Source organism: Pseudomonas sp. NFXW11 (assembly GCF_049887815.1).
GTDB lineage: Bacteria > Pseudomonadota > Gammaproteobacteria > Pseudomonadales > Pseudomonadaceae > Aquipseudomonas.
Map to the genome: position 1 here is coordinate 132,191 of NZ_JAGEKI010000012.1, position 18,752 is coordinate 150,942.

At 62.4% G+C, this 18,752-nt stretch carries 16 protein-coding genes; 15 read left to right on the forward strand and 1 reads right to left on the reverse strand.

From position 1 onward, the window contains the following. Positions 1-3: 3 nt before the first annotated feature. From lpxD to ispD, 13 genes are all read left to right on the forward strand, one after another. Positions 4-1,059, forward strand: coding sequence for a UDP-3-O-(3-hydroxymyristoyl)glucosamine N-acyltransferase (gene lpxD / locus J4P02_RS19195; RefSeq protein ID WP_426193106.1), 1,056 nt, complete (start codon positions 4-6; stop codon positions 1,057-1,059). Positions 1,060-1,168: 109 nt separating this feature from the next. Continuing rightward, a complete protein-coding gene (gene fabZ / locus J4P02_RS19200; protein WP_007940511.1) occupies positions 1,169-1,609 on the forward strand; it encodes a 3-hydroxyacyl-ACP dehydratase FabZ in 441 nt (146 codons plus the stop codon). Continuing rightward, entirely contained in the window at positions 1,606-2,382 is a 777-nt protein-coding gene (gene lpxA, locus J4P02_RS19205) for an acyl-ACP--UDP-N-acetylglucosamine O-acyltransferase (protein ID WP_426193108.1), read from the forward strand. Before fabZ ends, lpxA begins: the two co-directional genes overlap by 4 nt. Positions 2,383-2,384: 2 nt before the next feature. Beyond that, the gene (lpxB, locus tag J4P02_RS19210; RefSeq protein ID WP_426193110.1) at positions 2,385-3,515 is read left to right on the forward strand and encodes a lipid-A-disaccharide synthase; all 1,131 of its coding nucleotides are present in this window, start codon (positions 2,385-2,387) and stop codon (positions 3,513-3,515) included. 11 nt (positions 3,516-3,526) lie between these two features. Next, positions 3,527-4,159, forward strand: coding sequence for a ribonuclease HII (rnhB, locus tag J4P02_RS19215; protein ID WP_426193273.1), 633 nt, complete (start codon positions 3,527-3,529; stop codon positions 4,157-4,159). A 69-nt stretch (positions 4,160-4,228) separates the two neighbouring features. Further along, the gene (gene dnaE / locus J4P02_RS19220; RefSeq protein ID WP_426193112.1) at positions 4,229-7,753 is read left to right on the forward strand and encodes a DNA polymerase III subunit alpha; all 3,525 of its coding nucleotides are present in this window, start codon (positions 4,229-4,231) and stop codon (positions 7,751-7,753) included. 139 nt (positions 7,754-7,892) lie between these two features. Then, positions 7,893-8,840, forward strand: a complete 948-nt coding sequence (locus J4P02_RS19225; RefSeq protein ID WP_426193114.1) for an acetyl-CoA carboxylase carboxyltransferase subunit alpha — start codon at positions 7,893-7,895, stop codon at positions 8,838-8,840. 140 nt (positions 8,841-8,980) lie between these two features. Further along, positions 8,981-10,297: a tRNA lysidine(34) synthetase TilS gene (tilS, locus tag J4P02_RS19230; protein ID WP_426193116.1), complete on the forward strand. Its 1,317-nt coding sequence runs from the start codon at positions 8,981-8,983 to the stop codon at positions 10,295-10,297. Between the two features lie 274 nt (positions 10,298-10,571). After that, positions 10,572-12,203, forward strand: coding sequence for a CTP synthase (locus J4P02_RS19235; RefSeq protein WP_426193118.1), 1,632 nt, complete (start codon positions 10,572-10,574; stop codon positions 12,201-12,203). 5 nt (positions 12,204-12,208) lie between these two features. Further along, positions 12,209-13,054: a 3-deoxy-8-phosphooctulonate synthase gene (gene kdsA / locus J4P02_RS19240; RefSeq protein ID WP_426193120.1), complete on the forward strand. Its 846-nt coding sequence runs from the start codon at positions 12,209-12,211 to the stop codon at positions 13,052-13,054. Positions 13,055-13,210: 156 nt separating this feature from the next. Further along, complete coding sequence (gene eno / locus J4P02_RS19245) at positions 13,211-14,500, forward strand: phosphopyruvate hydratase (protein ID WP_426193122.1); 1,290 nt, start codon at positions 13,211-13,213, stop codon at positions 14,498-14,500. A 171-nt stretch (positions 14,501-14,671) separates the two neighbouring features. Next, the gene (gene ftsB / locus J4P02_RS19250; RefSeq protein ID WP_011059544.1) at positions 14,672-14,950 is read left to right on the forward strand and encodes a cell division protein FtsB; all 279 of its coding nucleotides are present in this window, start codon (positions 14,672-14,674) and stop codon (positions 14,948-14,950) included. Next, positions 14,947-15,654 (forward strand): 2-C-methyl-D-erythritol 4-phosphate cytidylyltransferase, encoded by a 708-nt coding sequence (ispD, locus tag J4P02_RS19255; protein WP_426193124.1) that lies wholly within the window; start codon positions 14,947-14,949, stop codon positions 15,652-15,654. The genes ftsB and ispD overlap by 4 nt, the downstream gene beginning before the upstream one ends. 15 nt (positions 15,655-15,669) lie before the next feature. Here the strand turns inward: ispD and J4P02_RS19260 are convergent, their stop codons facing one another. Then, positions 15,670-16,569 carry a LysR family transcriptional regulator gene (locus tag J4P02_RS19260; protein WP_426193126.1) on the reverse strand — a complete coding sequence of 300 codons (900 nt, stop codon included), beginning with the start codon at positions 16,567-16,569 and terminating at the stop codon, positions 15,670-15,672. A 104-nt stretch (positions 16,570-16,673) separates the two neighbouring features. Here J4P02_RS19260 and J4P02_RS19265 point away from each other — a divergent pair, with 104 nt between their 5' ends. Next, entirely contained in the window at positions 16,674-17,786 is a 1,113-nt protein-coding gene (locus tag J4P02_RS19265; RefSeq protein WP_426193128.1) for an S-(hydroxymethyl)glutathione dehydrogenase/class III alcohol dehydrogenase, read from the forward strand. 87 nt (positions 17,787-17,873) lie between these two features. After that, positions 17,874-18,719, forward strand: a complete 846-nt coding sequence (fghA, locus tag J4P02_RS19270; RefSeq protein ID WP_426193130.1) for an S-formylglutathione hydrolase — start codon at positions 17,874-17,876, stop codon at positions 18,717-18,719. The last annotated feature ends 33 nt before the right edge of the window (positions 18,720-18,752 follow it).

Sequence of the window (18,752 nt, forward strand, 5' to 3'; positions counted from 1 at the left end):
GCCATGACTGCGACTATGAAACTCGGCCAGTTGGCCGAGTTCCTCGGCGCCACCCTGAGTGGCGACCCGGAGAAGGAAATCACTGGGCTGGCCACCTTGCAGGAGGCCGGCCCAGCTCAGTTGAGCTTTTTGGCAAATCCGCAATACCGCAAGTACCTGGCCGAGAGCCAGGCCGGCGCGGTGCTGCTGAAGGCTGCCGATGCCCAAGCCTATGCCGGCGATGCATTGGTGGTGGCTGACCCTTACCTGTCCTACGCCCGTGTTTCCCATCTGTTCGATCCCAAGCCCAAGGCTGCGGCCGGTATTCACCCTTCTGCGGTGATTGCCGTCGATGCCGTGGTGGACCCGCAAGCCAGCATCGGCCCATTCGTGGTGATCGAGAGCGGTGCGCGGATCGCGGCCGGTGTCACCGTTGGCGCCCACTGCTTTATCGGTGCCCGCAGTGAAATCGGCGAAGGCGGCTGGCTGGCTCCCCGCGTGACCCTGTACCACGACGTGCGCATCGGCAAGCGCGTGGTCATTCAGTCGGGCGCGGTGCTGGGCGGTGAAGGCTTCGGCTTTGCCAACCAGAAGGGCATCTGGCAGAAGATCGCGCAGGTCGGTGGCGTGACCATCGGCGACGATGTGGAGATCGGCGTGAATACCGCGATCGACCGCGGCGCCCTGGCCGACACCCTCATCGGCAACGGTGTGAAGCTGGATAACCAGATCCAGATCGCCCACAACGTCCAGGTCGGCGATCACACCGCCATGGCCGCGTGCGTGGGGATTTCCGGCAGTACCAAGATCGGCAAGCACTGTATGCTCGCCGGCGGTGTGGGCCTGGTTGGCCACATCGAGATTTGCGACAACGTATTCCTGACCGGCATGACCATGGTCACCCACTCGATCACCGAGCCGGGTGCCTACTCTTCCGGTACTGCCATGCAACCTGCTGCCGAGTGGCGCAAGAGCGCGGCACGCATCCGTCAGCTCGATGACATTGCGCGGCGCCTGCGTCAGTTGGAAAAGCGCGTTGGGGACGTGACCCCCGACGGCAATGCTTCATCAGATGGCTGATACCATTTCCATATCAAGTGTGCACAGCCGCTAGACTGCCTCCTTGATTTGCTAGAGGAGTGCGCGTGAGTCGCGCACTCCCACTCTTTACTACAGGCTTCCCCCCGAAATGATGGACATCAACGAGATTCGCGAATACTTGCCTCACCGTTACCCTTTCCTGTTGGTGGATCGGGTGGTGGACCTGGATGTCGAAGGCAAGCGCATTCGTGCCTACAAGAATGTCAGCATCAACGAACCGTTCTTCAATGGCCACTTCCCGGCGCACCCGATCATGCCGGGCGTGCTGATCATCGAGGCCATGGCCCAGGCTGCGGGTATCCTCGGTTTCAAGATGCTCGACGTGAAGCCGGCTGATGGCACCCTTTATTACTTCGTCGGTTCCGACAAACTGCGTTTCCGCCAGCCAGTGCTGCCGGGCGACCAGTTGATCCTCGAAGCCAAGTTCATCAGCTGCAAGCGGCAGATCTGGAAGTTCGAATGCCAGGCCTCGGTTGATGGCAAGCCGGTATGCTCGGCTGAAATCATCTGTGCGGAACGCAAACTATGAGTTTGATTGACCCTCGCGCAATCATCGATCCGACGGCCGTCCTGGCCGACGACGTTGAGGTTGGCCCGTGGTCGATCATCGGCGCTGGTGTGGAAATCGGCGAGGGTACAGTGATCGGGCCTCATGTTGTGCTCAAGGGCCCGACCCGGATCGGCAAGCACAACCGCATCTACCAGTTCTCTTCGGTAGGTGAGGACACCCCCGACTTGAAGTACAAGGGCGAGGAAACTCGTCTGGTGATCGGTGACCACAACGTGATCCGCGAAGGCGTGACCATTCACCGTGGCACCGTCCAGGACCGTTCCGAAACCACCCTGGGCGATCACAACCTGATCATGGCCTATGCCCACATTGGCCACGACAGCGTGATCGGCAACCACTGCATCCTGGTCAATAACACCGCACTGGCCGGCCATGTGCATGTGGAAGACTGGGCGATTCTTTCCGGTTTCACCCTGGTGCATCAGTACTGCCATATCGGCGCCCACAGCTTTTCCGGCATGGGCACCGCCATCGGCAAGGATGTTCCGGCCTTCGTCACGGTGTTCGGCAACCCGGCCGAAGCCCGTAGCATGAACTTCGAAGGCATGCGCCGGCGCGGTTTCAGCGAAGAGGCGATCCATGCGCTGCGGCGTGCCTACAAGGTGGTCTACCGCCAGGGGCTGACCGTGGAGCAAGCCTTGGCCGAATTGACCGAAGCCGCAACGCAGTACCCTGAAGTCGCGCTGTTTCGTGACTCGATCCAGTCGTCGACTCGCGGCATCACCCGCTGATCATGGGGACTCTGCGCGTTGCGCTGGTGGCTGGCGAAGCCTCCGGCGACATTCTCGGCGCCGGTCTGATGCGGGCCCTCAAGGCCCAGCACCCGGCGGTGGAATTCATCGGTGTCGGTGGTCCGCTGATGCAGGCCGAAGGCCTGGTTTCCTACTTCCCCATGGAGCGCCTGGCAGTCATGGGGCTGGTGGAAGTGCTCGGGCGCCTGCGTGAGCTGCTGGCCCGGCGCAAGCTGCTGATCCGCACCCTGATCGCTGAAAAGCCGGACGTGTTCATCGGCATCGATGCCCCCGACTTCACCCTGAATATCGAACTCAAGTTGCGTCAGGCCGGGATCAAGACCGTGCACTACGTCAGCCCTTCGGTCTGGGCCTGGCGGCAGAAGCGGGTGCTGAAGATCCGCGAAGGCTGCGACCTGATGCTGACCCTGTTTCCCTTCGAGGCGCGTTTCTACGAAGAGCAGGGCGTGCCGGTCAAGTTCGTGGGTCATTCCCTGGCCGATGCCATTCCGCTGCAGGCGGATCGCGCCGCGGCACGTGCCGAATTGGGCCTGCCCGAGGGGCCGTTGGTGGCCCTGATGCCCGGCAGTCGCGGTGGCGAAGTGGGGCGCCTGGGTGCTCTTTTCCTGGATGCCGCCCAGCGTTTGCGCGCCTTGCGCCCCGGCGTGCGCTTCATCATGCCCTGCGCCAGCCCGGAACGTCGGGTACAGCTGGAGGAGTTGCTGGCCGGTCGCGACCTGCCATTGACCTTGCTCGATGGCCAGTCGCACAAAGCCCTGGCGGCCTGTGATGCGGTGCTGATCGCCTCGGGTACCGCGACCCTCGAGGCCCTGCTGTACAAGCGGCCGATGGTAGTGGCTTACCGCTTGGCGCCGCTGACCTTCTGGATTCTCAAGCGTATGGTCAAGAGCCCCTATATCTCCTTGCCCAACCTGCTGGCCCAGCGCCTGCTGGTGCCTGAGTTGTTGCAGGATGACGCCACGGCCGAAAGCCTGGCCCAGACCCTCTCGCCGCTGATTGAAGGCGGCGAGGAACAGACCCGCGGTTTTGACCAGATCCACCGCACCTTGCGCCGTGATGCGTCGAATCAGGCCGCACAAGCTGTGCTCGAACTGATTGGCAAGCCTGTATGAGTAATCCGAAGATGCAGATGGGACTGGATTTCACCCTGGTGGCCGATGCCGGCGACCTGGTGGCCGGCGTCGATGAAGTCGGCCGCGGCCCCCTGTGCGGTGCGGTGGTGACCGCAGCGGTGATTCTCGATCCGCAGCGGCCGATCATCGGCCTCAATGACTCGAAGAAGCTCACCGAGGCCCGCCGCGAGAAACTCTTCGACGAGATCTGCGAAAAGGCCCTGAGCTGGTGCATCGCCCGGGCCGAGGTGGAAGAGATCGACGAGCTGAACATCCTTCACGCCACCATGCTGGCCATGCAGCGGGCGGTGGAAGGCCTGGATGTGACGCCTAAGCTGGCGATGATCGATGGCAACCGCTGCCCGAAACTGGCGATGCCGGCCGAGGCGGTGGTCAAGGGCGATAGCAAGGTGCCGGCGATCGCTGCCGCCTCGATCCTGGCCAAGGTCAGTCGCGATCGCGAAATGGCCGCCATGGAGAAAATCTACCCGGGCTACGGCATTGGCGGGCACAAGGGCTATCCAACCCCGGTGCATCTGGAAGCCCTGGCTCGCCTGGGGCCGACGCCGATCCACCGGCGTTCCTTCGCTCCGGTGCGCCAAGCCTATGAAGCACTCGAGGCGCAGGGCGGGATACCGTCCTGAGGCTGATGTTTTGATCGGGGCCCGGTACAATCCGGGCCTTGTTGTTTTCGCGCTTATTACAGGATCACTATGCCGGCTTCATTCGTTCACCTGCGCCTGCACACTGAATTTTCCCTGGTCGACGGTCTGGTGCGGATCAAGCCGCTGGTCAAGGCGCTGGCCGGCATGGGCATGCCGGCGGTGGCGGTCACCGACCAGAGCAACATGTGTTCCCTGGTCAAGTTCTACAAGGCCGCCATGGGTGGCGGGATCAAGCCGATCTGCGGCGCCGACCTGTGGTTGTCGAACAAGGACCCGGACGGCCCCCTGAGCCGCATCAGCCTGCTGGCGATGAATGCTGAAGGCTATCGCAACCTCACCGAACTGATTTCCCGCGGTTTCACCGAGGGGCAGCGCAATGGCCTGACCATTATCGAGCGCGAATGGGTGGTGCAGGCGGCGCAAGGCTTGATCATGCTCTCCGCAGCCAAGGAGGGCGAAATCGGCATGGCCCTGGTCGACGGCGACCTGGCCGTGGCTGAAAGCCTGGCCCTGGAGTGGATGGCGGTCTTCCCGGAGCGCTTCTATCTGGAAGTGCAGCGCACCAACCGGCCCAATGACGAAGAACACCTGCACGCCGCGGTGGCCCTGGCCGACAAGATCGGTGCGCCGCTGGTGGCCACCAACGATGTGCGCTTTATCAAGCAGGGCGACTTCGAAGCCCACGAAACTCGCGTTTGCATTGGTGAAGGTCGGGCCCTGGATGACCCGCGCCGTTCGAAGAACTACAGCGACCAACAGTACCTGAAAAGCGCCGAGGAAATGGCCGAGCTGTTCAGCGACCTGCCTGAGGCGCTGGAAAACACCGTGGAGATTGCCAAGCGCTGCAATATCCAGGTGCAGCTGGGCAAATACTTCCTGCCGGATTTCCCTACGCCCAACGGCATGGGCATCGACGACTACCTGCGTCACGTTTCCCACGAAGGCCTGGAAGAGCGTCTGGCAGTGCTCTGGCCCAAGGACACCACGCCCAACTATGAAGAGAAGCGCCAGACCTACCTGGATCGCCTGAAGTTCGAGCTGGATATCATCATCCAGATGGGCTTCCCCGGTTACTTCCTGATCGTTATGGACTTCATCAAGTGGGCCAAGAACAACGGCGTGCCGGTGGGCCCGGGCCGGGGCTCGGGTGCCGGTTCGCTGGTGGCCTATGTGCTGAAGATCACCGACCTCGACCCGCTGGCCTATGACCTGCTGTTCGAGCGGTTCCTCAACCCCGAGCGTGTATCCATGCCCGACTTCGACGTCGACTTCTGCATGGATGGCCGCGACCGGGTGATCGACTACGTGGCCGAGGCCTACGGGCGCAATGCGGTGAGCCAGATCATCACCTTCGGCACCATGGCTGCCAAGGCGGTGGTGCGCGACGTGGCGCGGGTCCAGGGCAAGTCCTATGGCCTGGCCGACCGTCTGTCGAAGATGATCCCCTTCGAGGTCGGCATGACCCTGGAGAAGGCCTACGAGCAGGAAGAGATACTGCGCGACTTCCTCAAGGTCGACGAGGACGGCCGCGAGATCTGGGACATGGCCCTCAAGCTCGAAGGGGTTACCCGCGGTACCGGCAAGCACGCCGGTGGCGTGGTGATCGCGCCGACCAAGCTCACCGACTTCTCGCCGATCGCCTGTGACGAAGAGGGCGGCGGCCTGGTGACCCAGTTCGACAAGGATGACGTCGAGGCCGCCGGCCTGGTGAAGTTCGACTTCCTTGGCCTGCGCACCCTGACCATCATCAAGTGGGCGATGGAGACCATCAATCGCGAGCAGGCGAAGCACAACCTGCCCGACCTGAATATCGATTTCATCCCGCTGGACGACCGCAAGACCTACGAGCTGTTGCAGAAGGCCGAGACCACGGCGGTGTTCCAGCTGGAATCCCGGGGCATGAAGGAGCTGATCAAGAAGCTCAAGCCCGACTGCCTGGAAGACCTGATCGCACTGGTGGCGCTGTTCCGCCCAGGCCCGCTGCAATCGGGCATGGTGGACGACTTCATCAACCGCAAGCACGGCCGTGCCGAGCTCGCCTACCCGCACCCGGACTACCAGTACGACGGCCTGCAGCCGGTACTGGCGCCGACCTACGGCATCATCCTGTACCAGGAACAGGTGATGCAGATTGCCCAGGTGATGGCTGGCTACACCCTCGGCGGCGCCGACATGCTGCGTCGGGCCATGGGTAAGAAAAAACCCGAGGAAATGGCCAAGCAGCGCGGTGGTTTCATCGAAGGTTGCGCCAATAACGGTATCGACGGCGAACTGGCGGGCAACATCTTCGACCTGGTGGAAAAGTTCGCCGGCTACGGCTTCAACAAGTCGCACTCGGCCGCTTATGGCCTGGTGTCCTACCAGACCGCCTGGCTCAAGACCCACTTCCCGGCGCCGTTCATGGCCGCGGTACTGTCGGCGGATATGCACAACACCGACAAAGTGGTGGTGTTGATCGAGGAAGTGCGCAGCATGAAGCTGCGCCTCGATGCGCCGGACGTGAACAGTTCCGACTTCAAGTTCACGGTCAACGACGACGGGCGCATCGTCTATGGCCTGGGCGCGATCAAGGGCGTGGGCGAGGGCCCGGTGGAGGCGATTGTCGAGGCTCGTGCCGAAGGCGGCCCGTTCAAGGACCTGTTCGACTTCTGTGATCGCGTCGACCTCAAGCGCATCAACAAGCGCACCCTGGACGCGCTGATCCGCAGCGGCGCCCTGGACCGCCTGGGCCCCTATTTCCATGACGAGCTCAAGGCCTACCAAGCCAATATCGACCGCAACCGCGCGGTGCTGGTAGCGGCCCTGGAGGAGGCGATCAAGGCTGCCGAGCAGACCGCACGCACGGCCGACAGCGGCCACGCCGACCTGTTCGGCGGCTTGTTCGTCGAAGAGGACGCCGATGTCTATGCCAAGCATCGCCAGGCTCGGGAACTGACCTTGAAGGAACGCCTGCGGGGCGAGAAAGACACCCTGGGCCTGTACCTGACCGGTCACCCGATCGACGAATACGAAGGCGAGATCCGCCGTTTTGCCCGCCAGCGCATCATCGACCTGAAGCCGGCGCGCGATACCCAGACCGTGGCCGGGATGATCATTGCCCTGCGGGTGATGAAGAACAAGAAAGGCGACAAGATGGGCTTCGTCACCCTCGACGACCGCTCGGGGCGGATCGAGGCCTCGTTGTTTGCCGATGCCTTCCATTCGGCGCAGTCGCTGTTGCAGACCGACGCCATGGTGGTGGTGGAGGGTGAGGTCAGCAACGACGACTTCTCCGGTGGCTTGCGCCTGCGGATCAAGCGGGTGATGAGCATGGAGGATGCGCGAACCAACCTGGCCGAGAGCCTGCGCCTGAAAGTCCGTACCGAAGCCTTGAAGGGCGATCAGCTACGCTGGCTGGGGGAGCTGTTCAAGCGTCATCGTGGCGCCTGCCCGATCACCATGGAATACACCCGGGATGACGCCAAGGCCCTGTTGCAGTTCGGCGAGGACTGGCGGATCGATCCGGCAGACAGCTTGATTCAGGCTCTGCGTGACCAGTTCGGCAAAGACAACGTCTTTCTCCAATACCGTTGACGGCAAGGCGCCGCTATTGCGCCTTGGTGTCACCTGAATTTTTAATCTCGACCTCGACGCGCCTGTCCCTTAAGGTAAGGCGCGAATAGACAACCGGCCCGCCCAAGCCCCCTTGGACGTCGAGCCCAGACGGACGCCTATGAACCCGAATTTTCTTGATTTCGAACAGCCGATCGCCGACCTGCAAGCCAAGATCGAAGAGTTGCGCTTGGTCGGTAATGACAATTCGCTGAATATCGGCGATGAGATCTCCCGCCTGCAGGACAAGAGCAACACCCTGACCGAAGACATCTTCGGCAAGCTCACCAGCTGGCAGATCGCACGTCTGGCACGCCACCCGCGCCGCCCCTACACCCTGGACTACATCCAGCACATCTTCACCGAGTTCGACGAGCTGCATGGCGATCGCCACTTCTCCGACGACGCCGCGATCGTTGGCGGCATTGCCCGTCTGGACGAGCAGCCGGTGATGGTCATTGGTCACCAGAAGGGCCGTGAAGTACGCGAGAAAGTGCGCCGCAACTTTGGCATGCCGCGTCCGGAAGGCTACCGCAAGGCTTGCCGCCTGATGGAAATGGCCGAGCGCTTCAAGATGCCGATCCTGACCTTTATCGATACCCCGGGCGCCTACCCGGGCATCGATGCCGAGGAGCGCAACCAGAGCGAGGCCATTGCCTGGAACCTGCGAGTCATGGCGCGCCTGAAGACCCCGATCATCGCCACCGTGATTGGCGAAGGCGGTTCCGGCGGTGCGCTGGCCATTGGCGTCTGCGACCAGCTGAACATGCTGCAGTACTCCACCTATTCGGTGATCTCGCCGGAAGGTTGCGCCTCGATCCTGTGGAAAACCTCGGAGAAGGCCGCCGACGCGGCAGAGGCCATGGGCATTACCGCCGAGCGCCTGAAAGGCCTGGGCATTGTCGACAAGGTGATCGCCGAGCCTCTGGGCGGCGCCCATCGCGACCCGGCCGCTGCCGCTGCCTCGATCCGTGCCGAGCTTGGCGCTCAGTTGGCGATGCTCAAGGGCATGGATAACGACGCGTTGCTGACCCGTCGTTATGATCGCCTGATGAGCTACGGTCTCTGATCGATCGCAGCTCCCGTCTCTAGGAGCTGCTGAGCGGCCTTGACTGTACTCGCGACCCGGGCGCCGTTGATCGATTCGATCGCGGCGCCTTTTTTATTGCGGGCCGGTGCCCGGCCGCTGCCACAGGTCCTGATTGCTGCATGAATCCGCTCGCTGCTCGACTGTTGCACCACCTTGAGCCCTGGCGTGACGCCGGCCATTGGCGCATCGCCTTTTCCGGTGGCCTGGACTCCACCGTGCTGCTGCACGTGCTGGCGGGCCTGGCGCAACGGCAGCCACTGCCACCCCTGAGCGCGGTTCATGTCCATCACGGGTTGCAAGCCGCGGCGGATGCCTGGCCGGGGCATTGCCAGGCGGTTTGCGATGCCCTGGGGCTGCCGTTGCAGGTGATCCGAGTCGAGGTGCAGCCCGGAGCCAGCCTGGAGCGCGCCGCCCGGGAAGCGCGCTATGGTGCGTTCGCTGGATTGACCGCGGTCAATGAGCTGCTGCTGACCGCACAGCACCGTGACGATCAGGCTGAAACCCTGTTGTTCCGTTTGCTGCGCGGTGCTGGCGTTCGCGGGCTGGCGGCCATGCCGCACATTCGCCCCTTGGGCGCCGGTCACCTGCTGCGGCCGTTGCTCGGGGTGTCTCGGGACGAGTTAGAGGGCTACGCCGCCGAGCATGGCTTGAGCTGGATCGAAGACCCTTCGAACAAGGATCAGCAGTATTCGCGCAATTACCTGCGGCATCAGCTCATGCCCATGCTGCGGGCCCGCTGGCCCCAGGCGGCGGCCAGCATGAGTCGCAGTGCCGCGCACCTGCGAGAAGCACAGGGGCTGCTCGATGAGCTGGCGCTGATGGATCTTGAGGCTGCCCGCGGGCAGGAGGATTTCCCCTGGCTGGACTTGCCATCCCTGGCCCTTGGCCCCTTGCGGCAATTGTCTGCGGCCCGCCAGCGCAATGCCCTGAGTCATTGGTTGAGCGCGCTTACCCGCCTGCCGGACAGCGATCACTGGGTCGGCTGGGAGAGCCTGCGGGATGCCACTGCGGCGGCGCAGCCGCTCTGGCGCCTGGCCGATGGCGAGTTGCATCGCGCGGGGGAGCGCATCTGGTGGCTCAGCGGCGACTGGTTGCGCCCCCTCGGGGCCGGCTGCTCCTGGGCCGCCCCCGACCAGCCCCTGCAGTTGCCCGGTAACGGCCAGGTGTATTTCAGTGGCCAGGCGCCGGCGAGGCCCTTGCAGATTCGTTACCGCCAGGGGGGAGAAATCATGCCGATCGATGGTCGAGGTCACCGTGATCTCAAGCGTCTGCTCAACGAAGCCCGGGTGCCGGGTTTCGTCCGTGGCAGATTGCCGCTGCTGTATCAGGGCGAGAGCTTGCTGGGGGTGGCCAACCTGCCGGGGCTGCGAGCCGAACCCCGGTCTGCCTGGCAATTGCATTGGCAAGCACCGATCAGCGATCAAGGTTTGAGCTGAAAGGGGCTTTCCGGTAGACTACGCTCCCTTCTTGATACAACTTCTGTGGATTCGCCTGAATTGCAGGAGTTGCCGATTACCAAGCAGTCTTTGCTGGGCGATTCCAAAAAATGTGTAGCGAGCAACCTACCGGTGTTTTTGCATCCGGTCTGTCACCACGCGGCGGTTTTTTTGAAAGGTGCACTGTGATTAATGCAGGTGATCGGGGGCTTCGGCCTTCCTTCGCTTTCCCCGGCGGCACTGACCGCTTTAACGCAGACTTCTAGGGTTTTTCATGACGCGCTACATATTCGTCACGGGCGGTGTTGTTTCTTCATTGGGGAAAGGCATTGCCTCGGCTTCATTGGCGGCCATCCTGGAGGCGCGGGGACTTAAGGTCACCATGCTCAAGCTGGACCCGTACATCAACGTCGACCCGGGCACCATGAGCCCGTTCCAGCACGGTGAAGTGTTCGTCACCCACGACGGCGCCGAGACCGACCTGGACCTGGGCCACTACGAGCGGTTCATCCGCACCACCATGACCCAGAACAACAACTTCACCACCGGCCGCGTGTACGAGCACGTGCTGCGCAAGGAGCGCCGTGGTGATTACCTGGGCGCCACCATCCAGGTGATTCCGCACATCACCGACGAGATCAAGCGTCGCATCATCAAGGGCGCCGGCGATGCCGACGTGGCCCTGGTGGAAATCGGCGGTACTGTCGGCGACATCGAGTCGCAGCCGTTCCTCGAAGCCATCCGCCAACTGCGAGTCGAAGTCGGCTCCAAGCGCGCGATGCTGATGCACCTGACCCTGGTTCCGTACATCGCCACCGCTGGCGAGACCAAGACCAAGCCGACCCAGCACTCGGTGAAGGAGCTGCGCTCCATCGGCCTGCAGCCTGACGTGCTGATCTGCCGCTCCGACCATCCGGTGGATGTGTCCTCGCGGCGCAAGATCGCCCTGTTCACCAACGTTGAAGAGCGTGCGGTGATCTCCCTGGAAGACGTCGACACCATCTACAAGATCCCGGCCGTGCTGCACGCCCAGGGCCTGGACGATTTCGTCGTCGAGCGCTTCGGCCTGCAGTGCAATGGCGCCGACCTGTCCGAGTGGGAACAGGTGGTGGACGCCAAGCTCAACCCTGAGCACGAAGTCACCATCGCCATGGTCGGCAAGTACATGGAGCTGCTGGACGCCTACAAGTCGCTGATCGAAGCGATGAGTCACGCCGGCATCACCAACCGCACCAAGGTCAACCTGCGCTATATCGATTCCGAAGACATCGAGAACCAGGGCACTGCGCTGCTCGAAGGCGTCGATGCAATCCTGGTTCCAGGCGGTTTCGGCCTGCGTGGTGTGGAAGGCAAGATCACCGCGGTGCAATACGCTCGCGAGAACAAGGTGCCGTACCTGGGTATCTGCCTGGGTATGCAAGTGGCGGTCATCGAGTTCGCCCGTAACGTCATGGGCTGGAAAGACGCCAACTCCACCGAATTCGATCGCGCCAGCGGTCACCCGGTCGTGGGCCTGATCACCGAGTGGGAAGATGCCACCGGTGCTGTCGAGACCCGTACCGAAGCGTCCGACCTGGGCGGCACCATGCGCCTGGGCGCTCAAGACTGCCTGCTGGAGTCGGGTTCCAAGGTGCATGACTGCTACGCCAAGGACGTGATCGTCGAGCGTCATCGTCACCGTTACGAAGTGAACAACAAGCTGCTGCCACAGCTGATCGAGGCTGGCCTGAAGGTTTCCGGTCGTTCCGGCGATGGCGCCCTGGTTGAAGTGGTCGAGGCTGCGGATCATCCATGGTTCGTCGCTTGCCAGTTCCACCCCGAGTTCACCTCGACGCCACGTGACGGCCATCCGCTGTTCAGCGGTTTCGTCAAGGCGGCATTGGCTCAACACCAGAAGAAGGCGTGAACCTGATGGCGCAGAAGATCATCCGCGTCGGCGATATCGAGATCGCCAACGACAAGCCGATGGTGCTGTTCGGCGGCATGAACGTGCTGGAAAGCCGTGATATGGCGCTGCGGGTCTGTGAAGAATACGTGCGGGTGACCGACAAGCTCGGTATCCCCTACGTGTTCAAGGCCAGCTTCGACAAGGCCAACCGTTCGTCGGTGACCTCGTACCGCGGCCCGGGCATGGAAGAAGGGCTGAAGATCTTCGAAGAGATCAAGAAGACCTTCAACGTGCCGGTGATCACCGATGTGCACGAGCCTTACCAGTGCGAGCCGGTGGCCCAGGTCTGCGACATCATCCAGCTGCCGGCCTTCCTCTCGCGGCAGACCGACCTGGTGGTGGCCATGGCCAAGACTGGCGCGGTGATCAACATCAAGAAGGCCCAGTTCCTCGCGCCTCAGGAAATGAAGCACATCCTGAGCAAGTGCGAAGAGGCCGGCAACGATCAGCTGATCCTCTGCGAGCGTGGTTCCAGCTTCGGCTACAACAACCTGGTAGTGGACATGCTCGGCTTCGGCATCATGAAGCAGTTCCAATACCCGGTGTTCTTCGACGTGACCCACGCCCTGCAAATGCCGGGCGGTCGTTCCGACTCCGCCGGTGGTCGCCGGGCCCAGGTCACCGACCTGGCCAAGGCGGGCATGAGCCAATCCCTGGCCGGCCTGTTCCTGGAAGCTCATCCGGACCCGGACAATGCCAAGTGCGATGGCCCTTGCGCCCTGCGCCTGGACAAGCTGGAGCCGTTCCTGGCCCAGCTCAAGGCCCTGGACGAACTGGTCAAGAGTTTTCCGACGGTAGAAACCGCGTAAAGCCGATTTCTCCGGTAAAGTACCGCACGATTATTGCTCAGGCCCCCGGGCCTGAGCCTTATCGTCTGCAAGACTGTCCGCTTTCCCCCGCCTTGCCGACGGTAAAAGATTTCCTACAGCTGCGTCGTTTTCGTCAACTTTGGAGTGTTTACAACAATGGCAAAAATCGTCGACATCAAAGGTCGTGAAGTTCTCGACTCCCGTGGCAACCCCACTGTCGAAGCGGACGTGCTTCTCGACAACGGCATCATCGGCAGCGCTTGCGCGCCGTCCGGTGCTTCCACCGGCTCCCGTGAAGCACTGGAGCTGCGTGATGGCGACAAGAGCCGTTACCTGGGCAAGGGCGTGCTCAAGGCGGTAGCCAACATCAACGGTCCGATTCGCGACCTGTTGCTGGGTAAAGACCCGATCGACCAGAAGGCTCTGGATCAGGCCATGATCAAGCTGGACGGTACCGAGAACAAGGCGACCCTGGGTGCCAACGCGATCCTCGCCGTGTCCCTGGCTGCTGCCAAGGCCGCAGCCCAGGACCAGGACCTGCCGCTGTACGCCCACATCGCCAACCTCAACGGCACGCCGGGCGTGTACTCGATGCCGGTGCCGATGATGAACATCATCAACGGTGGCGAGCACGCTGATAACAACGTCGACATCCAGGAATTCATGGTGCAGCCGGTTGGCGCCAAGTCCTTCTCCGAAGGCCTGCGCATGGGCACCGAGATTTTCCATCACCTCAAGGCCGTACTGAAGGCCCGTGGCCTGAACACCGCCGTGGGTGACGAAGGTGGTTTCGCGCCGAACCTGGCTTCCAACGAAGACGCCCTGAAAGTGATCTCCGAAGCCGTGGCCAACGCCGGCTACACCCTGGGCACCGACGTGACCCTGGCCCTGGACTGCGCCGCCAGCGAATTCTACGAAGACGGCAAGTACAACCTGGCCGGCGAAGGCCAGGTGTTCACTGCCGAAGGTTTTGCCGAGTACCTGAAAGGCCTGACCCAGCGCTACCCGATCATCTCCATCGAAGACGGTCTGGACGAGTCCGACTGGGTTGGCTGGAAAATCCTCACCGACAAGATCGGCGAGAAGGTGCAACTGGTGGGTGACGACCTGTTCGTGACCAACACCAAGATCCTCAAAGAAGGCATCGACAAGAAGATCGCCAACTCGATCCTGATCAAGTTCAACCAGATCGGCACCCTGACCGAAACCCTGGAAGCCATCCAGATGGCCAAGGCTGCCGGCTACACCGCGGTGATCTCCCACCGTTCCGGTGAAACCGAAGATTCGACCATCGCCGACCTGGCCGTGGGCACCTCGGCTGGCCAGATCAAGACCGGTTCGCTGTGCCGTTCCGACCGCGTTTCCAAGTACAACCAACTGCTGCGTATCGAAGAGCAGTTGAATGGCAAGGCCAAGTACAACGGCCGTGGCGAGTTTCGCGGCTGAGTTGTAGATGGTAAAAAGACACCGGATTGTGTCGGAAAAATCGCTACAGCGAGTTTTTTACCACTAATCTGATGCCTTAAAAGCACAAGCCTGGTTCTTCCAGGCTTCGTGCTATCAGTAGCTCCAAAGTTGTTGGCATGGCTGTCTTTTTCACTGGATACCCGATATTCGATGCGCAGTCCCAATTGGTTGTTCCTGGTCTTGCTCTTGCTGCTGGCCGGCTTGCAGTACCGCCTGTGGGTGGGGAACGGCAGCCTGGCCCAGGTAGCGGACCTGACTCAGCAGATTGCCGACCAGCACGCTGAAAACGAGCGTCTGCTGGAGCGCAATCGCGTACTCGATGCGGAAGTCATGGAATTGAAGAAAGGCATGGAGACCGTTGAAGAACGGGCTCGCCATGAGCTGGGCATGGTCAAGGAGGGCGAGACCCTCTACCAGTTGGCCCAATGAGCGATCTGCTGCCGGCCTTCTGGGCCGTGATTCCTGCCGCGGGCGTCGGTGCCCGCATGGCCGCGGACCGTCCCAAGCAGTACCTGCAACTGGGCGGACGCACAATTCTCGAACACAGCCTCGGCTGTTTTCTCGACCATCCTGGCCTCAAGGGGCTGGTGGTCAGCCTGGCGCTTGACGATCCCTACTGGCCGAACCTGGCCTGCGCCCGGGACCCGCGAATCCAGCGGGTTGCCGGTGGCGCAGAGCGTTCCGGCTCGGTGCTCAATGCCTTGCTGCATCTGCACGCCCAGGGCGCGGCCGATGAAGACTGGGTGCTGGTGCACGATGCCGCGCGGCCGAACCTGTCCCGGGATGACCTGGACAAGCTGCTGGCCGAACTGGCGGACGACCCGGTGGGTGGCCTGCTGGCGGTGCCGGCCCGGGATACCCTGAAGCGCATCGACAAGCACGGGCGGGTGCTGGAAACCGTCGACCGCAGCCTGATCTGGCAAGCCTATACCCCGCAGATGTTCCGTCTGGGCGCCTTGCACCGAGCCTTGGCCGACAGCCTGGTGGCGGATGTGCCAATCACCGATGAAGCTTCGGCGATGGAGTGGGCGGGGCAGGCCCCGCGGCTGATCGAAGGGCGTGCCGACAACCTCAAGGTCACCCGGCCCGAGGATCTGGAGTGGCTGCGTCAGCGTTGGTCCAATCGCCACTGACCTCGATTCCGCCGGTTACAAATCCTGGTACTCCGGGCGTTGTGCCAAGCCCTGCTTGAGATAGTCCACCAGTTTGCGCACCTTGGGCGACAGGTGCCGTTGTTGTGGGTACAGCGCCCATACGGCGGTGTTGGGCGGCTGATGAGCTTCGAGCAGGGAGATCAGCGTGCCGTTCTGCAGATGCTCCAGCACGTAGTAGTCCGGCAGCTGGCACAACCCGACGCCCTGCAAGGCGGCATCCAGCACCGCTTGGCCGCTGTTGCAGCGCCAATTGCCCTGGACCCTTTGCGAAAATTCGCGCCCATCCATCTCCAGTTGCCAGATGTCCGAGCTGCCGATCAGGCAGTTGTGCCGGCCGAGTTCCGACAGGCTGTGGGGGCGGCCATAGTGTTCGAGATAAGAGGGCGATGCGCACAGGTACATGCGTCGCGGTGCCAGGCGGGCAGCCACCAGTCGCGAGTCTTGCAGGCGTCCCAGGCGAATTGCCAGGTCGAGCCCCTCATGCACCAGGTCCAGGGTGCGGTTGCTCAGTTCGATATCCACCCGCAACTGCGGGTACAGCCCCATGAAGCGGGTGACCAGCGGCACGATAAAGCGCTCGCCGTAGGCCACGGCGCAAGTCATGCGCAGCATGCCCTTGGGCTCGCTGGTCAGGTCGCCCACGGCCCGCAGCGCTTCTTCGCGACCATCCTGCAAACGCTGGCAGTGCTGGAGAAAGGTCTGGCCGGCCTCGGTCAGGGTGACTCGCCGGGTACTGCGGTACAGCAGGCGGGTTTGCAGGCGCTCTTCCAGGCGCACCACCTGGCGGCTGATATGGGATGAAGAGACCCCCAGGCGTTCGGCGGCGGCGGTGAACTGGCTGCATTCGGCCACCGCGACAAATTCGTCGATGCCTTCCCAGCGGTTTTCGCTCATGGATTATCCCTGTGTAGCAATAATGTTTTGCTTTGGGTCGGATTATTCATCGCATTGCCGTGTTTTACACTCACTGACTCGTTTTTATTCGTTGGAGAGTCAGGATGATCAAGTCACGTGCTGCCGTAGCCTTCGAGGCCAAGAAACCCCTGGAAATCGTCGAAGTGGATGTCGCCATGCCCAAGGCCGGCGAGGTGCTGCTGCGGGTCGTGGCTTCCGGGGTGTGTCACACCGACGCCTATACCCTGTCGGGCGCTGATCCGGAGGGGATTTTCCCGGCGATCCTCGGCCATGAAGGCGGCGCGGTGGTGGAGGCGATCGGCGAGGGGGTGACCTCGGTGGCGGTGGGCGATCATGTGATTCCGCTCTACACCCCGGAATGCGGCCAGTGCAAATTCTGCCTGTCGGGCAAGACCAACCTCTGTCAGGCGATTCGCGCCACCCAGGGCAAAGGCCTGATGCCGGATGGCACCACGCGCTTCTCCTACAAAGGCCAGCCCATTTTCCACTACATGGGTACCTCGACCTTCTCCGAGTACACCGTGCTGCCGGAAATCTCCGTGGCCAAGATTCCCAAGGAAGCGCCGCTGGAGAAGGTCTGTCTGCTGGGGTGCGGCGTGACCACCGGCATCGGTGCGGTGATCAATACCGCCAAGGTCAAGGCGGGTGACACCGTGGCCATCTTCGGCCTGGGTGGTATCGGCCTGTCGGCGGTGATAGGTGCGGTGAAGGCCAAGGCCGGGCGCATCATCGCCATCGATATCAACCCGGCCAAGTTCGAGATCGCCAAGCAACTGGGCGCGACCGATTGCGTCAACCCCAAGGATTTCGATCGTCCGATCCAGGAAGTCATTGTCGACATGACCGATGGCGGGGTGGATTTCTCCTTCGAGTGCATCGGCAATGTGCAGTTGATGCGCGCCGCCCTGGAATGCTGCCACAAGGGCTGGGGCGAGTCGGTGATCATCGGCGTGGCCGGTGCCGGCCAGGAAATCGCCACCCGTCCGTTCCAGTTGGTGACCGGCCGCGTATGGCGCGGTTCGGCCTTCGGTGGCGTGCGCGGGCGCAGCGAACTGCCAAGCTATGTGGAAATGTCCCAGACCGGCGAGATCCCGCTGGACACTTTCATCACCCACACCATGGGCCTGGAAGACATCAACAAGGCATTCGACCTGATGCACGAAGGCAAGAGCATTCGTTCCGTCATCCACTTCTAAGAACCGCTGCAAGCGGCAAGTCGCAAGCGCCAAGCGGGGATTCTCACTGGCAGCTTGGCGCTTGCGGCTTGTGGCTTGAGGTCTGCCATGAGTCTGGAGAATCTCTCTTGCCAGAAAAGCTTCGGCGGCTGGCACAAGCGTTACAAGCATCACTCCCAGGTGCTGGGTTGCGACATGGTGTTCGCCGTGTACCTGCCACCCCAGGCCGAGCAGGGCGGCAAGCTGCCGGTGCTGTACTGGCTGTCGGGCCTGACCTGTACCGATGAGAACTTCATGCACAAGGCCGGTGCCCAGCGCATGGCCGCGGAGCTGGGGTTGATCATCGTCGCGCCCGACACCAGCCCACGGGGTGCCGGTGTACCGGGCGACCCCGATGGCGCCTGGGATTTCGGCCTGGGGGCGGGGTTCTACCTCAATGCCACCCAAGAGCCCTGGGCCCAGCATTACCGAATGCACGACTATGTGGTGCACGAATTGCCAGCGTTGGTGGAGGCGCATTTCCCTGCCTCGCAAAAGCGCGGCATCAGCGGGCACTCCATGGGGGGGCATGGGGCGCTGGTTTGTGCGCTGCGCAATCCCGGTCGCTATCAGTCGCTGTCGGCGTTCGCGCCCATCGGCAATCCAATGGATTGCCCTTGGGGGCAGAAGGCGTTTTCCCGCTACCTGGGCGAAGAGCGCTCGCGCTGGCGCGAGTGGGATGCCAGCGTGCTGCTCGCCGAGGCCGGCGAGCGGTTGTCGATCCTGGTGGATCAGGGCGACCGGGATGACTTCCTCGCCACCCAGCTCAAGCCGGAAAGCCTGCAGCAGGCGGCGAAGAATGCCGGTCATGAACTGACGCTGCGCCTGCAGCCGGGCTATGACCACAGCTACTTCTTTATCGCCAGTTTCATCGACGACCACCTGCGTCACCATGCACGCGCTCTTAGCGCCTAATGCTCGCCAAAGCAGGTAGAATCACGCCCTGAC

What these genes read in the sequence shown, in the direction of transcription:
- lpxD (WP_426193106.1), top strand. Translation starts at nt 4, where the DNA reads ATGACTGCGACTATGAAACTCGGCCAGTTGGCCGAGTTCCTCGGCGCC.
- fabZ (WP_007940511.1), top strand. Translation starts at nt 1,169, where the DNA reads ATGATGGACATCAACGAGATTCGCGAATACTTGCCTCACCGTTACCCT.
- lpxA (WP_426193108.1), top strand. Translation starts at nt 1,606, where the DNA reads ATGAGTTTGATTGACCCTCGCGCAATCATCGATCCGACGGCCGTCCTG.
- lpxB (WP_426193110.1), top strand. Translation starts at nt 2,385, where the DNA reads ATGGGGACTCTGCGCGTTGCGCTGGTGGCTGGCGAAGCCTCCGGCGAC.
- rnhB (WP_426193273.1), top strand. Translation starts at nt 3,527, where the DNA reads ATGCAGATGGGACTGGATTTCACCCTGGTGGCCGATGCCGGCGACCTG.
- dnaE (WP_426193112.1), top strand. Translation starts at nt 4,229, where the DNA reads ATGCCGGCTTCATTCGTTCACCTGCGCCTGCACACTGAATTTTCCCTG.
- J4P02_RS19225 (WP_426193114.1), top strand. Translation starts at nt 7,893, where the DNA reads ATGAACCCGAATTTTCTTGATTTCGAACAGCCGATCGCCGACCTGCAA.
- tilS (WP_426193116.1), top strand. Translation starts at nt 8,981, where the DNA reads ATGAATCCGCTCGCTGCTCGACTGTTGCACCACCTTGAGCCCTGGCGT.
- J4P02_RS19235 (WP_426193118.1), top strand. Translation starts at nt 10,572, where the DNA reads ATGACGCGCTACATATTCGTCACGGGCGGTGTTGTTTCTTCATTGGGG.
- kdsA (WP_426193120.1), top strand. Translation starts at nt 12,209, where the DNA reads ATGGCGCAGAAGATCATCCGCGTCGGCGATATCGAGATCGCCAACGAC.
- eno (WP_426193122.1), top strand. Translation starts at nt 13,211, where the DNA reads ATGGCAAAAATCGTCGACATCAAAGGTCGTGAAGTTCTCGACTCCCGT.
- ftsB (WP_011059544.1), top strand. Translation starts at nt 14,672, where the DNA reads ATGCGCAGTCCCAATTGGTTGTTCCTGGTCTTGCTCTTGCTGCTGGCC.
- ispD (WP_426193124.1), top strand. Translation starts at nt 14,947, where the DNA reads ATGAGCGATCTGCTGCCGGCCTTCTGGGCCGTGATTCCTGCCGCGGGC.
- J4P02_RS19260 (WP_426193126.1), bottom strand. Translation starts at nt 16,569, where the DNA reads ATGAGCGAAAACCGCTGGGAAGGCATCGACGAATTTGTCGCGGTGGCC.
- J4P02_RS19265 (WP_426193128.1), top strand. Translation starts at nt 16,674, where the DNA reads ATGATCAAGTCACGTGCTGCCGTAGCCTTCGAGGCCAAGAAACCCCTG.
- fghA (WP_426193130.1), top strand. Translation starts at nt 17,874, where the DNA reads ATGAGTCTGGAGAATCTCTCTTGCCAGAAAAGCTTCGGCGGCTGGCAC.